The sequence below is a fragment of the Enterovirga sp. genome (genome assembly GCF_035325185.1).
GTDB lineage: Bacteria > Pseudomonadota > Alphaproteobacteria > Rhizobiales > Beijerinckiaceae > Enterovirga.
Genome location: NZ_DAOLAJ010000090.1, coordinates 1 through 14,248, shown reverse-complemented (window position 1 = coordinate 14,248; position 14,248 = coordinate 1). Strand labels below are relative to the sequence as shown.

The 14,248-nt window shown below is 65.3% G+C and carries 12 protein-coding genes; 4 read left to right on the top strand and 8 right to left on the bottom strand.

Annotated elements, in window-relative coordinates; genetic code table 11:
• From PKD06_RS15255 to PKD06_RS15225, 7 genes are all read right to left on the bottom strand, one after another.
• A partial coding sequence (locus tag PKD06_RS15255) for a hypothetical protein (protein WP_324381537.1) occupies positions 1 to 456 on the bottom strand: 456 nt, incomplete at its 3' end.
• Between the two features lie 218 nt (positions 457 to 674).
• Complete coding sequence (can, locus tag PKD06_RS15250; RefSeq protein ID WP_324381535.1) at positions 675 to 1,331, bottom strand: carbonate dehydratase; 657 nt, start codon at positions 1,329 to 1,331, stop codon at positions 675 to 677.
• A gap of 122 nt (positions 1,332 to 1,453) precedes the next feature.
• Positions 1,454 to 2,671 (bottom strand): MFS transporter, encoded by a 1,218-nt coding sequence (locus PKD06_RS15245; RefSeq protein ID WP_324381533.1) that lies wholly within the window; start codon positions 2,669 to 2,671, stop codon positions 1,454 to 1,456.
• Positions 2,672 to 2,836: 165 nt separating this feature from the next.
• Complete coding sequence (locus PKD06_RS15240) at positions 2,837 to 4,573, bottom strand: biotin carboxylase N-terminal domain-containing protein (protein ID WP_324381531.1); 1,737 nt, start codon at positions 4,571 to 4,573, stop codon at positions 2,837 to 2,839.
• A complete protein-coding gene (locus PKD06_RS15235) occupies positions 4,570 to 6,156 on the bottom strand; it encodes an urea amidolyase family protein (RefSeq protein ID WP_324381529.1) in 1,587 nt (528 codons plus the stop codon). The genes PKD06_RS15240 and PKD06_RS15235 overlap by 4 nt, the downstream gene beginning before the upstream one ends.
• A 64-nt stretch (positions 6,157 to 6,220) precedes the next feature.
• Positions 6,221 to 7,009: a putative hydro-lyase gene (locus PKD06_RS15230; protein ID WP_324381527.1), complete on the bottom strand. Its 789-nt coding sequence runs from the start codon at positions 7,007 to 7,009 to the stop codon at positions 6,221 to 6,223.
• Positions 7,006 to 7,785, bottom strand: a complete 780-nt coding sequence (locus PKD06_RS15225) for a 5-oxoprolinase subunit PxpA (protein WP_324381525.1) — start codon at positions 7,783 to 7,785, stop codon at positions 7,006 to 7,008. The genes PKD06_RS15230 and PKD06_RS15225 overlap by 4 nt, the downstream gene beginning before the upstream one ends.
• 340 nt (positions 7,786 to 8,125) lie before the next feature.
• Between PKD06_RS15225 and PKD06_RS15220 the strand changes: the two genes are divergently transcribed.
• A complete protein-coding gene (locus PKD06_RS15220; RefSeq protein WP_324381523.1) occupies positions 8,126 to 8,782 on the top strand; it encodes a GntR family transcriptional regulator in 657 nt (218 codons plus the stop codon).
• Positions 8,783 to 9,298: 516 nt separating this feature from the next.
• Here the strand turns inward: PKD06_RS15220 and PKD06_RS15215 are convergent.
• Positions 9,299 to 10,210 (bottom strand): AraC family transcriptional regulator, encoded by a 912-nt coding sequence (locus tag PKD06_RS15215; protein WP_324381521.1) that lies wholly within the window; start codon positions 10,208 to 10,210, stop codon positions 9,299 to 9,301.
• A gap of 620 nt (positions 10,211 to 10,830) precedes the next feature.
• Between PKD06_RS15215 and PKD06_RS15210 the strand changes: the two genes are divergently transcribed.
• From PKD06_RS15210 to PKD06_RS15200, 3 genes are all read left to right on the top strand, one after another.
• A complete protein-coding gene (locus PKD06_RS15210) occupies positions 10,831 to 11,169 on the top strand; it encodes an HdeA/HdeB family chaperone (RefSeq protein ID WP_324381519.1) in 339 nt (112 codons plus the stop codon).
• A 187-nt stretch (positions 11,170 to 11,356) separates the two neighbouring features.
• Complete coding sequence (locus PKD06_RS15205) at positions 11,357 to 13,024, top strand: arylsulfatase (protein WP_324381517.1); 1,668 nt, start codon at positions 11,357 to 11,359, stop codon at positions 13,022 to 13,024.
• A gap of 90 nt (positions 13,025 to 13,114) precedes the next feature.
• Entirely contained in the window at positions 13,115 to 14,134 is a 1,020-nt protein-coding gene (locus tag PKD06_RS15200; RefSeq protein ID WP_324381515.1) for an HAD family hydrolase, read from the top strand.
• The last annotated feature ends 114 nt before the right edge of the window (positions 14,135 to 14,248 follow it).

Sequence of the window (14,248 nt, the reverse complement as noted above, 5' to 3'; positions counted from 1 at the left end):
GCGCCGCGGCGCCTGGGCGCTTTCCGCCGTCGCGTCGCCCCCGAGCCCGACGAGGCCACCCTGGCCGTCGCGCTCGACCCCGAGGATCGGATGAGCGACGAGTTGCGGCTCGAGCCCGCGCTTGACCAGCTCGGCGAGCGTCGAGTCCAGCAGGAACGGCATGTCGTCGTTGACCGCATCGAGCACGGTCAGCTCACGCATCTTCCCGTGCTGCTCGACCGTGACATTCCGGAGCGCGACCACCGGCTGGCCGCCGCTGCGTGGCTGGGCCAGATGCGCGTAAGCCGAATCGGCGAGGGTCGCGAGGGCGCTCGCGGAGAAGCCAGCGAGGTCTTCGGCCGGGACGCGGGAGAACAACAGGGAACGGAAGCTGTCATCCATAACGCGATCGCCAGCCGACATCGCAGAGTGTGCCGCGGAACCATTTGCCGCGCCGGTTATAGATCTATTGCTCATAGTGGGCTGCCCCTCCTATTCGAATATCGCTTTCTAGAAAGAATTCTTTCTAAGTATATATTTTATCTACTTACAATTATATAATTGATGCATGCCAAGCGGAGTAAGTCATTTCTCAGATCGTATCGGATACGCTGGCGATCACTGATCGCAGTCTTTGCAACATACTCGCAGCCGGAAGTTTGTCCGACCATATGCGCTGGCAGCCGATGATGGCCTCATCCGCGGCGCTCCTTCAGCGTTCTTAAAGAATTTTCGTAATGTTCGCGCCAGAATTGGCTGCCCGCAACGCTCGATCCCAGCCGGCGCAGCAAACCATCGTTCAGGCCATATACCAGACCGTGAACTTTGACGCGGTGTCCATTATACCATGCTCTCCGCAAAACAGTGGTCCGGCATACATTGGAAACTTGCTCTATTACATTCAGTTCGACCAGTCGGGAGGTGCGCTCATCATCGTTTTCTGCCGCATCGAGCCAGGGCGCGTGCTTGAAGGCGACGTCCTCGATATGGCGCAGCCAATTGTCCGCCAGGCCGGCCGAACGCCGTTCGGCGATCGCGCGCACGCCGCCACAACCGTAATGACCGACGATCATGATGTGCTCAACCCGGAGAACTTCGACGGCGTATTGGAGAACCGATAGGCAGTTGAGGTCGGAGTGGACGACCAGATTGGCGATGTTTCGATGGACGAAAACTTCACCGGGATCGAGGCCGATGATCTGGTTGGCCGGCACGCGGCTATCCGAACAGCCGATCCACAGATAGCGAGGCGCCTGCTGCGCGGCGAGGCGGGTGAAGAAATCCGGATCATCCGCCACACGCCGTGCTGCCCAGGCGCGGTTGTTCGCGAAAAGTCCATCGAGGCTGCACATGGTAGTCCTCCATAGGCGTTCCGCGAGGACGCTCGCGGCGGCGGCCCGGCGAAGCTCCGTATGTCCTTCGTCGGAAGTAGCGCGGCCCCGTGCCTCGACGGTCGGGGCCGTGCCGGGACGACCTAGTCGGCCTGGAGTTCCTTGCCGCGGGTCTCCGGCAGCAGGAAAGTCACGATGAGGACCAGCGCGTAGGAGCCCGCTGCCAAGATCGCGATCGCCCGTCCGAGCCCCATGGTCGCGGCCGCTATTCCGATCAGGGTCGGGTTCAGCGCCGCTATTCCCCGGCCGAAGTTGTAAGTGAAGCCCTGCCCCGCCGCCCTGATCCGGGTCGGGAAGTTCTCCGTCAGGAACGCCCCCATGGCGGCGAAGATGCCAGACGAGAAGAATCCGAGTGGAAAGCCGAGAATCAGCATCAGCGAGTTCGGGATGGGCAGCGACGTGTAGGCGATGACCGTCACGAACGCCCCAATGGCGAAGAGCCGGAACTTGTTCCGTCGGCCGATGAGGTCGGCGAGATAGGCTCCGGACAGGTAGCCGACGAACGAACCCACGATGATGACCGCGAGGTAGCCGCCACTGCCGATGACCGAAAGTCCGCGCTCGTTCTTCAGGAAACTCGGCAGCCAAGTGCCGAGGGCGTAATAGCCGCCCTGCGCGCCCGTCGTCAGGATAGAGCACAGCACCGTGGTCCTCAGGATCGAGGGCGAGAAGATCTCGGAGATCTTCACGGTGTCGCCGGCTGCCTTCAGCTTCTCCTGACTCTGAACATAGACCTCGGGTTCGTCGATAAACCGGCGGATGACGGCGGCGGCGGCGGCCGGCAGGAGACCGAACCAGAACAGCCAGCGCCAAGCCATCTCTGGCGGGAAGTAACTGAAGAGCACAGTTGAAACGAGAACCGCGAAGGCCCAGCCGACAGCCCAGGCGCTCTGCACGAAGCCAACCGCCTTGCCTCGGTGTTTCGGCGCGATGACTTCGGCCATCAGCACGGCACCGGCCGACCATTCTCCGCCGAAGCCGAGGCCCATGAGCGCGCGGCAGAGGAGCAGCTGTTCGAAGTTCTGGGCGAAACCACTAAGAAACGTGAACGCGGCGAACCAGACCACGGTGATCTGGAGCGTCCTGACGCGCCCGAACCTGTCCGCCAGGATCCCCGCGAACCAGCCTCCGAAGGCTGAGGCAAGCAATGTCGAGGTGGCGATGATGCCGACCTGTTGATTGGTGAGCGCCAGGGCTGCAACGATGCCCGTGATGGCGAGGCTGTAGATCTGGACATCGAAGGCGTCGAGGCCGTAGCCCGTGAAGCAGGCCCAGAAGGTCCGCCGGCCCTTTGCCGTCATCTCCCGGTACCAGGATCCTTCTGCCGCGGCGGCTGGAGGTGAGGTGGCTGGAGGTGATGTGCTCATGATTTACGCTCTCCTGGGCGCTAGGGTGGTCAGGTCGATCCTTACGGCAGTGGGGGCTCCCTGATCCCGCGCGGGCCGCGCGGGCAGAAGCACGAGCGATCAGGCTTCGATGCGGGCGATGACCGCGCCAAGGACATGCATGGAGCCGGCCGCGGCGATCCGGCGAAGCTGACCGGAGAGGGGAGCGAAGACCGGAGTCTCCATCTTCATCGCTTCCATCACCGCGACGATGTCACCTTCGTTCACTTCGGCGCCATCCTCGATGCGCCAGAGCTGGATGGTACCCGGCACCGGGGCGCGGACGGCGCCGGGGCCGGCCTCCTCCGGCCGCTCCGCCGGCGACGCCTGGCCGGGCACGGCGCCGGCCGCCTGGAAGCCGCCAAGAAGCCGCGCGGGAAGCCGAAGCTCGACCCGGCGGCCGTCGATCTCGACCGGCAGGCTCAGCATCTCGTCCGCGGGAGCGGCGGCGGAGGTGGAGGCGGGCTCGAAGAGGCTGCCGAACTCGGTTTCGATCCAGCGGGTATGGACGCGAAAGCCCTCCTGCGCGGTGAAGGCCGGCTCTTCCAGCACCGCGCGGTGGAACGGCAGCACGGTGGGCACGCCCTCGATGCGGAACTCGGCGAGGGCTCGGCGGGCGCGGGCCAGCGCCGCCTCGCGCGTCGGGCCGGTCACGATCAGCTTGCCCATCAGGCTGTCGAAGGCGGGGGCCACCGCCCCGCCCGTCTCGACCCCGGCATCGACGCGGACGCCCGGCCCGGAGGGCGGGGCGAAGAGAGTGATCGCGCCCGGTGCCGGCAGGAAGCCGCGACCCGGATCCTCGGCATTGATCCGGAACTCGATGGAATGGCCGCGCGGCTCGGGCGTCGCGGTGAAGGACAGCGGCAGGCCCTCGGCGATGCGGAACTGTTCGATCACGAGGTCGACCCCCGCCGTCTCCTCCGTCACCGGATGCTCGACCTGAAGGCGCGTATTGACCTCGAGGAAGGAGAGCACGCCGTCCGCGCTGAGCAGGAACTCGACGGTGCCGGCGCCCGTATATCCGGCGGCGGCGCAGATATCGCGCGCGGCGGCATGGACGCGGGCGCGCTGGTCGTCGGTCAGGAAAGGCGCCGGCGCCTCCTCGACCAGCTTCTGGTTCCGGCGCTGGAGCGAGCAGTCGCGCGTCCCCGCGACGACGACGTTGCCGTGCCGGTCCGCCACGACCTGCGCCTCGACATGGCGGGGCCGGTCGAGGAAGCGCTCGACATAGCAATCGCCCCGGCCGAAGGCGGTGGTCGCCTCCCGTACGGCGGAATCGTAAAGTTCGGCGACCTCCTCCAGCTTCCAGGCCACCTTCATCCCACGACCACCGCCGCCGAAGGCCGCCTTGATGGCGATGGGAAGCCCCGCCGCGCGGGCGAAAGCCTCGGCCTCGGCTCCGGAGGCAATGGGTCCGTCGCTGCCCGCCACCAGCGGGGCGCCGACCTTCTCGGCGATCCGGCGCGCCTCGACCTTGTCCCCGAGTGCCTCGATCACATGGGGATCGGGTCCGATCCAGGTGAGGCCCGCCTCCTGCACCGCGCGGGCGAATTCCGCCCGCTCCGACAGGAAGCCATAGCCCGGATGGACCGCGTCGGCGCCCGAGCGGCGGGCGACGGCGATGAGCTTGCCGATGTCGAGATAGGTCTCGGCCGGCCTGGCGCCGCACAGGCCCCAGGCTTCGTCCGCGGCGCGGACGAAGGGCGCGTCCGCATCCGCATCGGCATAGACGGCGACGGAGGCGAGCCCGTAGTCGCGGCAGGCGCGGACGACGCGGAGGGCGATCTCGCCCCGATTGGCGATCAGAACCTTCTTCATGACGGATTCTCCGGCGTCGGGGTGATCTCGGCGAAGGGCGCTGTCGGAACGAGGCGGATGCGGGCGCCGATGGGAATCTGCCCGGCGAGATCGAGCTGATGGGGCGAGATCGAGCCGATGACCGGGTAGCCGCCGGTCAGGGGATGATCGGAGAGGAAGAGCACCGGCTGGCCGCTGGGCGGGACCTGCAATGCGCCCCGCACCGTTCCCTCGCTCTGAAGCTCGCCGGCGCGGCTGCGCTCGAGCGGCGTCGCGCCGGCGAGGCGGATGCCGACCCGGCTCGATTCCGAGGTCACGACCCATTCCTGCGCCGCGAGCAGCCGGACGGCCTCGCGCGTGAACCAGTCGGTGCGTGGTCCGAGGATGACGTCGAGCGTCACGATGTCCGCGGCCGCCGGCAAGGCTCGCGGTTGGGAGGGAGCGAGTTCCGACGCGGCAGGCGCGCTTGGTTCCGGACCGATCGCCAGCCGGTCGCCCGCCTTGACCGGCTCGGGGCCGATGCCGGCGAGCGTGTCGGTCGCGGCGCTGTGCATCACGGGCGGCACGTCGAGCCCCCCGGCCACCGCGAGATAGCTCCGCATGCCCCGCGCCGGAGCCCCGAGGCTGACCTTGTCCCCCGGCGCGAGCCGGATGGGACGGCCGTGCGGCGCGGCGAGGGCATGGCCCTCCGCCGTCCGCAGCGTGACGGGAGCCGGCGCCCCGGCCAGGGCGACCGTCATGGCCCGCTCGGCCTCGAAGCCGAACCCGCCGAGCGTGATCTCCAGCGCCGCCGCGTCGGGCGGATTGCCGACGGCGGCGTTCGCCGCGGCGAGCGCCCCACGGTCGAGCGCACCCGAGACCGACACGCCCAGGGCGGCCAGCCCGGGCCGCCCCATATCCTGGACGAGGACGGGCAGCGCGACGGAGAGGACGTGTAAGCCCGGAGAGGCAGGCGCCGGTGACACGGCCGCCTTCGCCGGCGCCCGCGTCGGCATCGCGTCGATCCGGCGAAAGCGGACCCGATCGCCGGGCGTCAGCAACGTGGGCGGTTCCCGGGTTGGATCGAACATGACGAGCGGCGTCGTCCCGATGATCTGCCATCCGCCCGGGCTCTCGCGCGGATAAACCCCGCTGAAGGGGCCGGCGAGGGCGACGGCCCCAGCCGGAATGCGCGTCCGGGGGGTCTGCCGGCGGGGAATGGAAAGGCCGGCATCGGGGGCTGAGAGATAGGCGAAGCCGGGCGCGAAACCGGTGAAGGCGACAGCGTAGTTCGCCGCGGTATGGCGGCGGATGAGTTCATCGGTCGAGATACCGAGCCGTTCGGCGGCTTCCTCCAGATCCGCGCCGTCATAGAGGACGGGAATTTCGACCGTGCGGGGATCGCCGCGATCCCGCTTCGACAGATCACGCGTGAGAAGAGCGGCAGCGACCGCGCCGGCGTTCACGCCCGGGCGCAGGCGGATCAACAGCGTGCGGGCGGCAGGGACGATTTCTTCCACGCCGTCGACGGGTGATCGGGAAAGGGAATCGAAAAGTGCGAGCGTCGCATCGAGATCGGCGAGTTCGACGAGGAGAGCATTCTGGCTGACGGGAAGGAAACGCATTCCAGCCTCCGGTCGCGCGCCGGTACTCCCGTATTTCCGGGTAGAGACCGGCGCGGGCATGCAATCAGATACGATAGGTGCTGTCCGGTACGTCTGTGATGAACATGTAGCCGGGTGCATGGGTGATGGCGAAAGGCACGCGCGAGGCCATCACCGCCGCTTGCGGGGTCACCCCGCAGGCCCAGAAGACCGGAATTTCACCTGGCTCGATTCGGACCGGGTCGCCGAAATCAGGCGCTCCCAGATCCCGAATCCCGAGCTCCTCCGGTGCGCCGACATGGACGGGCGCCCCGTGAACCGCTGGAAGGCGCGCGGATATGGTCGCTGCCTCCGCGACCCGCGAAGCCGGGATCGGGCGCATGGACACCACCATCTCCCCCTTGAGCCGTCCGGCGGGACGACATTGGCGACTTGTGCGGAACATCGGCACGTTGCTGCCGTCGACGATGTGGCGCACCTCGATCCCCGCCTCCATCAGGGCAGACTCGAAGCTGAAGCTGCACCCGATGAGAAAAGTCACGAGATCGTCCCGCTCGGCATAGAAGGGGCTCGCATCCGTCACCTCCTCCGCCAACTGGCCATCACGCCAGATGCGGTAGAGGGGAATGTCGCGACGAAGGTCAGCGCCCTCGGCCAGAACGGTCGAGAAGGACCCAGGGTCGGTCACGTCGAGGACGGGACAGGGCTTGGGATTCCGCTGAGCGTAGAGCAGGAAGTCGTAGGCCCAATCTCGAGGCAGGGCGATCGTGTTCGCCTGCACCATGCCTGGGGCGATCCCCGCCGTCGGCTCGACTGCGCCCGCGCGATAGCGCGTCCGGGCGGCTTGGGCTTCCGTAGCCATGATTTGTGTCATCGCGTCTTGCTCCTGGAGATAGCGAAAGGGCGCAGCGCCACGCCGGCAGCCTGCAAGGTCTCCCGGAGCCGCCGCGCCATGGCGACGGCAGCGGGGCTGTCGCCGTGAACGCAGATGGACTGGGCTTCGATCGGAGTCGAGGCGCCGTCGATCGCCTCAAGCACGCCTTCGGTCACCAGCCGAAGCATTCGCCGTGCCACCAGCTCGGGATCGTGCAGAACGGAGCCGGGCAGCCGCCGCGACACGAGCCGGCCCTGCGAGGTATAGGCCCGATCCGCGAAGGCCTCGGCTATAACGGTGAGACCCGCCTCTCGCGCTTGCGCGATGATCGGAGCGCCGGCGAGAGCGACGAGGACGAGAGAGGGATCGATCGCCTTGATCCCCGCGATCACGTCGGCCGCCTGCCGCGGATCATCGGCGATGGTGTTGTAGAGCGCGCCGTGAGGCTTGACGTAGGAGACCCGCGTTCCCGCCGCGACGGCGAGCCCCTGGAGCGCGCCGATCTGGTAGATGACGTCCGCGACGAGTTCCTCGCTCGACGGATCCATGGCCCTTCGGCCAAATCCGACGAGGTCGCGGTAACCGACATGCGCACCGACGACGACGTTCCTGCGGGCGGCCTCGCGCAGCGTTCGAAGAATGCCCGCCGGGTCGCCGGCATGAAAGCCGCAGGCGACGTTGGCGCTCGTGACGATGCCGAGCATGGCCTCGTCGTCGCCCATGCTCCAGGCGCCGAAACCCTCGCCAAGGTCGCTGTTCAGATCGATGGTCGACATGCGTTCCGTCCCCGCATCGTTCGGCGCCATAATCTGCCTGCCGGCTTTGGGCAGGAAGGCTCTTTTTTCAGCCGATTTCGTAGGACAATATCTATCTGATCGTTCTTCGTAAAGATGGAATCGTAGCTCGAACCGGATGGCCACGCATCATTTTTGGGGATCAGTGCGTCACCCGTTCGCCAGACGGACCCGCGCGAGCGACATCGGCTTGAACTTGGCGGCCTCGTTTCTTAGTTTTCAACAGGTTGCCAGCGGCACTCCGCTGGCCATCACCAGCATCAAGTTTAGCGGTCGAGCGAAGTGATCCGCGTGGTGGGCAGGCGGGATGGAGCACGGTTTGTTGACGAAGCCACCGCGTGAAAATGGCCGATCACTCGCTGATGTGACGGCCGACCGCATACGCGAAAAAGTGATGAAAGGGGTCTTTATCCCGGGTCAGCACCTCTCAGAGGCGGAACTGGGAGAGGTCTTCCAGGTCTCGCGCAATACGTTGCGGGAAGGATTCCGCGTCTTAACCAAGGAAGGGCTGCTTCGGCACGAGCCGAACCGCGGGGTTTTTGTGGCCGTCCCAAATATGGCGACGATCGTCGACTTGTATCGCGTACGGCGCATAGTTGAATGCCCGGCAATGGGAAGGGCTTCCTCTGGACATTCCGCCATCAAGAAAATGCGTGAAGCGGTCGAGCAGGCCAAACGGGCGCGCGAAGTGGTCGACTGGCTTACAGTTGGCAGCGCCGATATTTCTTTTCACACGGCAATCGTTGCGCTTGCCGATAGCCCGAGGCTCGACGCGTTCTTTTCGCATATATTGGCTGAGATGCGCCTTGCCTTTGGCTTGATCAGCGATCCAGAACTTTTATACTCTCCATTTATAGAATTAAATGAAGAGCTGGTAAGTCTTTTGGAAAAGGGAAAGAGGGGAGATGCCGCAGCTTATCTGGACGGGTATCTTGGAGAATCTGAACGAATTGTTCTCGGAGCGTTCTTGAGAAATTAGATACCGTATTGGGTTGGCGTCACCCAAGGTCCCACATAGCACCGTCAGGGTCTCGGTCCGCCGCGTCCGGATTACCACGATGCTCGGGTGGACAGCGAAGCCCACCTGATCGGGGGGTTGCGCACGATCTCTACGGTGATGATCGTGGCGGTCGCTGGCCTCCCGGCGAGCGGCGGTTGAGACAGCGTAGCGAAGCGAGCCAGCGGCGGGAGATACAGCCCCGACGCCTCCGGGATGGTCATGGGCAATGCTCTTGGTTGAAACTGCGGCGACCGCCACTCTTTGCGTCCCGAGATAGGCCTCGTCGAGCGAATTGCCGTCAAGGCTCGAAAGAGGAAATTCCCGGTTTCAATACGTCGGATTCCGCGGATCGAAATGGGCGCCTGAGCAGGATGCAGTCGATATTCGCCGCCGCCTGCGCCGCCGCTGAAAGCCGGTCCGACTCGAAAAGGAGCCCGAGATCAAAAGATCCGACACCAACGGTTAGGCCATCCCAGGCATATGCGCGGGCCGAGGTCAGGTGTAGTTGTCAGCCGATTGCAGCAGTCTCCGGCACCGGGCGCGGGTTTCGGAAGGAAGTTCTCCAAAAAGCTCCTGATAATAGCCGGCGAAGCGCCCGAGTTCGGTGATGCCCCACCAGTTGGCAATCGAGGCGATCGAGCAGGAGAACTCGGCGTCCGAGGCGAGGACGTGGCGGATCCGGTGGAGCCTCAGCTTGAGGACGTAGGAATAGGGCGTCTCGTCGAGAATCGCCTGGAAGGCGCGGTGCAGGGTGCGGGGCGACGTCGAGGCGGCCGTGGCGATCTTCTCGACGGAGAGCGGCTGGCTCAAGCTCTCATGGATGAAGGCACGTGCGCAGGCGACGACACGCTCCCGCTTGCCCGGCGCGCCCGGCCCCAGGCGCGTCCGCAACTGGCGTCCGAAATGCAGCAGAAAGGCATCGAGGAGCCGCTGTCCGCACAGATTGAAACGCGAGACGCTGACCGATGGATCCGCATGAAGCCGCATGTATTCCTGCTGGAATTGCGCCAACAACCCCCGCGCAAGCGGCCGGGCATGGACCCCGCTCCCCAGCGCGAAAGGATCCAGCACGATATCGAGCTGGGCGGCGCGCTCCTCGATCCTTTCGGGCGAGAGGCCCACCGTCGCATAAAGGGAACCCGGGGCGTAGAGAGCGTCATGGTCGTCGCCCGGCCGAAAAGCCGCGACCTCCCCCGTCTGAACTTCCCGCAGCCACTGGCGGCTGCCCGGTCTCAGCTCGACGCCGAGACCGAAGGTGATCAGGTTTTCCGACAACACTCCCTCAAGGGCGACACGCCCACCGATCCGGGCCGAGCTGAGGGCAAGCCCCTCATGGCTGGACAGCATGAGGGAGCCCGTGACGGGCGCGCGCGACAGCTGGGTGGCGTTGAGACCGGCACCCAGCACGGCATTGTGAAGGTCTTCGAGCTGAGAGATGCGGCTCAGGAAAGGGACCTTCGCCAGCGGGATGCTCGTGGGTGCCCGCGGCACCTCAGCGGAATGCCGATGGCCCATTCGACCTCATTCCTCGACAGATGGGCGTTTGTCCCAGCGTTGGAGAGGAGGCGCATTTTGGCAGCAAAATCGCCTGCTTCCAAGCAGTCAAAATAATTCATGGAAGCGGCGGAATTGGCAGGATCTGCATAGATCGCCCCGGAGATCGATCATATACTCGCTGCCGATCGCTCCGGGAGATTGATTTGAGCAAACTGAAGGCCAGGTGGCGCGCAGTCTCGTTGCCGCCCGTGGCAATGCTTGGCGGCACCGCGGCCCTCAGCTTGATGCTCTGAACCGCGACTCCGCAGAGAGTCGAGACTATTGGCGGAACGACAGGCTACGCCTTCCATGCTCGCTCGTTGCCGGTGGCGGCGCGAATAAGGGGTCAGCGCGAAGTCGATGCGGTCAACGGACCGCACGGCTCCATCGGCCCGCTCCAGGTCTCCCTCCCTCTCCGAGGGCCGCAGCGGATCATGCCGAAAGCTTGGATCGTTGGCTCAAGATATTGATCTGGAAGGACGAAACGAACGATGATGCCTTGTCTGAAGAGCGCGCTCGCTGCCGCGGTCATTCTGGCGGCCGCGAGTGCTCCTGCTTGCGCCGCGGTCGAGTTGTCGACCTATGGGGACGCCAAGGGTTTCATCAATGTCCAGGAGCTGACCTGCGCTCAACTCTCGAATACGTATCAGGAAGACGCGGACATGCTCGCTGCTTGGTATAGCGGCTGGTATAATGGCTTGGCCAAAAAACATATGGCGCATTTCACGCGCGTGAAATCGGGCGAGCACAAGGTGATCGGGTACTGCAGGGCCCATCCTCAGTTGAAGGTGATCCAGGCCATTGATATCCTACTGAAGAACGGGGAATAATGCCTCGTTCGCGGCTGACGATGGCGGAGCGGGGCTGAGGTCCTGCTCGATCAGTCGATTTCAGTTGCGGACCATCTGATGCACGATCGGTTTGGTCGCGTATAGAATTATTGTAATATTATTATGAGGGCACGGCAGCAGAGCTTATCTGACGTTGTGCCCACGTGAGCGACAGCCCCTTGGGAGGATGATCATGGACGTCAAGAATGATCGCAGGCCGGCATCCGACGCACCGGATGCGAGGCGGCGCAGCCTGCTTCTTGGCGGAACGACGTTGGCCGCGGCCTCGGCCTTCGGCGTCGCCTCGTCGAGGCAGGTCGCGCAGGCGCAATCGACTCCGCCCCGTTCGGCCGCTCCGGCCGGGCGGGCGCCCAACATCCTCGTGATCATGGGCGACGACATCGGCATCCCGCAGATCAGCGCCTACACGATGGGGCTGATGGGCTACCGCACGCCGAACATCGATCGGATCGCCAGCGAGGGCGCCATCTTCACCGACGCCTACGGCCAGCAGAGCTGCACGGCCGGGCGCGCCTCCTTCATCCTCGGGCAGGAGCCGTTCCGCACGGGCCTGCTGACCATCGGCATGCCCGGCGACCCCCACGGCATCCAGGACTGGATGCCGACCATCGCCGACGTGCTGAAGACCAAGGGCTACGCGACAGGCCAGTTCGGCAAGAACCATCTCGGCGACCGCGACGAGCACCTGCCGACCCGGCACGGCTTCGACGAGTTCTTCGGCAACCTCTACCATCTCAACGCCGAGCAGGAGCCGGAAGGCTATTTCTACCCGAAGGATCCGGAATTCCGTAAGAAGTTCGGGCCGCGCGGCGTCATCAGGTCCTCGGCCGACGGCAAGATCGAGGATACGGGGCCGCTGAACACCAAGCGGATGGAGACCGTCGACGAGGAGTTCCTGGCGGCGGCCAAGGACTTCATCGACCGGCAGACGAAAGCGAGCAAGCCGTTCTTCTGCTGGTTCAACTCGACCCGCATGCATGTCTTCACCCATCTCAAGGCGGCCTCGCTCGGCAAGACCGGCAAGGGCATCCACGCCGACGGCATGGTCGAGCATGACGGCATGGTGGGCGAGCTTCTCAAGCAGCTCGACGACCTCGGCATCGCCGACAACACCATCGTCCTCTATCTGACGGATAACGGCGCCGAGCTCGCTCTCTGGCCGGACGGCGCCATGACGCCGTTCCGGGGCGAGAAGGGCACGACCTGGGAAGGCGGCCTTCGCATTCCCATGATGGTGCGCTGGCCGGGCGTCGTGAAGCCCGGCTCCCAGGTCAACGAGCCGATCTCGACCATGGACTGGTTCCCGACCCTTTGCGCGGCGGCCGGAATCCCCGACATCAAGGAGAAGATGAAGACCGGGTTCCAGGCGGGGACGAAGAGCTTCAAGGTCCATCTCGACGGCTACGATTTCTCGCCCTTCCTCAAGGGGGAGGCGAAGGCCGCGCCGCGGGATTCCATGTTCTATTTCGACCAGGGCGGCAATCTCAACGCCGTTCGCTGGAACGACTGGAAGGTGAGCTTCGCCGTGGCCAGCGAAGGCAATATCGCGACTGCGACCCGCGAGGTGACCTCCTGGGCGGGGATCACCAACCTGCGCATGGACCCCTATGAACGCGGAATGAAGGAAGGCGGGGACGCGATGCGGTTCTTCGCGCAGCAGATGTGGCTGCTGGTTCCCATCCAGGGCAAGGTGAAGGAGTTCTTCAGCGACTTCGATCAGTTCCCGTATCAGATGGGAAGCTCGTTGAACGCCGCCGGGATCAACTACGGGTTCCTCCAGCAGCAGGCGGCGCTGAAACGGCTGAAGGACCTCGAAACCCTGCGGCCCCGCTAGGATCGAGGAGATCGGGGCTGGCATCGCCGACCCCGAGCCGGCGCCCGTCGGGGCGCCGGCCGATCGTTTCGAGTGCCGAGGAAGCGCTGTATGTCCGTCAAGTCCAACCTCACACGCCGTATCTTCCACCTGGCCGCTCTTGCGGGGGGCTTGGTGGCGGCGGGTCCGGCCTGGGCCCAGGCGCCGGCCGATCCGCTTTCCTCCTGGAACGACGGCAAGGCCAAGTCGGCCATTCTCGACTTCGTCCGGCGAGTGACGACGGAGGGCGGCCCGGACTACGTGAAGCCGGACGAGCGCATCGCGACGTTCGACAATGACGGCACGCTCTGGGCCGAGCAGCCGGCCTATTTCCAATTGCTGTTCGCCTTCGACGAGGTGAGGCGTCTCGCCCCCTCGCATCCGGAGTGGAAGGAGACGGAGCCCTTCCGCTCGGTTCTCGCCGGCGACACGAAGGGTCTCGCCGCCTCGGGGGAAAAGGGGCTGCTCCAGCTCGTCGCCGCGACCCATAGCGGCATGACGACGAGCGAGTTCGAGGCGTCCGTCGCCAACTGGCTGGCCACGGCCAGGCATCCGACGAAGCAGCGGCCCTATACGGAGATGGTCTACCAGCCGCAGCTCGAATTGCTGGCCTATCTGCGCGCCAACGGCTTCAAGACCTTCATCGTCTCGGGCGGCGGGGTCGAGTTCATGCGCGTCTTCGCGCAGAAGGCCTACGGCATCCCGCCGGAGCAGGTCGTCGGCTCCTCGGGCGTCGTCGAGTTCCGCGCCGGCCCCGACGGCAAGCTCGACCTGTTCAAGGAGCCCAAGGTCGAGTTCGTCGACGACGGCGCCGGCAAGCCGGTCGGCATCAACCGCTTCATCGGCCGGCGCCCGATTCTCGCCTTCGGCAATTCCGACGGCGACCTCCAGATGCTGCAATACGCGACGGCCGGCGACGGAGCCCGACTCGCGCTCATCCTCCACCACACGGATGGCGAGCGCGAATGGGCCTATGACCGCAACTCCAGCTTCGGCAAGCTGGACAAGGCGCTCGAGGAGGGGAGGGCCAGGGGATGGGCGATCGTCGACATGAAGACGGATTGGAAAACGGTGTTCCTCTCGAGCCGGTGATCATGCGCAAGAGCGAGATCCTCAAGCGTTTCAGGATCACGGACGGCAGCAAGTTCCGACTGGCCGATATCGATCCCGGCGACGTGTGCCGTCTCGACGTCGAGAAGGAGGGGG

Coding starts and splice junctions, on each gene's coding strand:
- PKD06_RS15225 (WP_324381525.1), bottom strand. CDS start 7,785: ATGTCGACCATCGATCTGAACAGCGACCTTGGCGAGGGTTTCGGCGCC.
- PKD06_RS15230 (WP_324381527.1), bottom strand. CDS start 7,009: ATGACACAAATCATGGCTACGGAAGCCCAAGCCGCCCGGACGCGCTAT.
- can (WP_324381535.1), bottom strand. CDS start 1,331: ATGTGCAGCCTCGATGGACTTTTCGCGAACAACCGCGCCTGGGCAGCA.
- PKD06_RS15210 (WP_324381519.1), top strand. CDS start 10,831: ATGATGCCTTGTCTGAAGAGCGCGCTCGCTGCCGCGGTCATTCTGGCG.
- PKD06_RS15205 (WP_324381517.1), top strand. CDS start 11,357: ATGATCATGGACGTCAAGAATGATCGCAGGCCGGCATCCGACGCACCG.
- PKD06_RS15235 (WP_324381529.1), bottom strand. CDS start 6,156: ATGCGTTTCCTTCCCGTCAGCCAGAATGCTCTCCTCGTCGAACTCGCC.
- PKD06_RS15245 (WP_324381533.1), bottom strand. CDS start 2,671: ATGACGGCAAAGGGCCGGCGGACCTTCTGGGCCTGCTTCACGGGCTAC.
- PKD06_RS15200 (WP_324381515.1), top strand. CDS start 13,115: ATGTCCGTCAAGTCCAACCTCACACGCCGTATCTTCCACCTGGCCGCT.
- PKD06_RS15240 (WP_324381531.1), bottom strand. CDS start 4,573: ATGAAGAAGGTTCTGATCGCCAATCGGGGCGAGATCGCCCTCCGCGTC.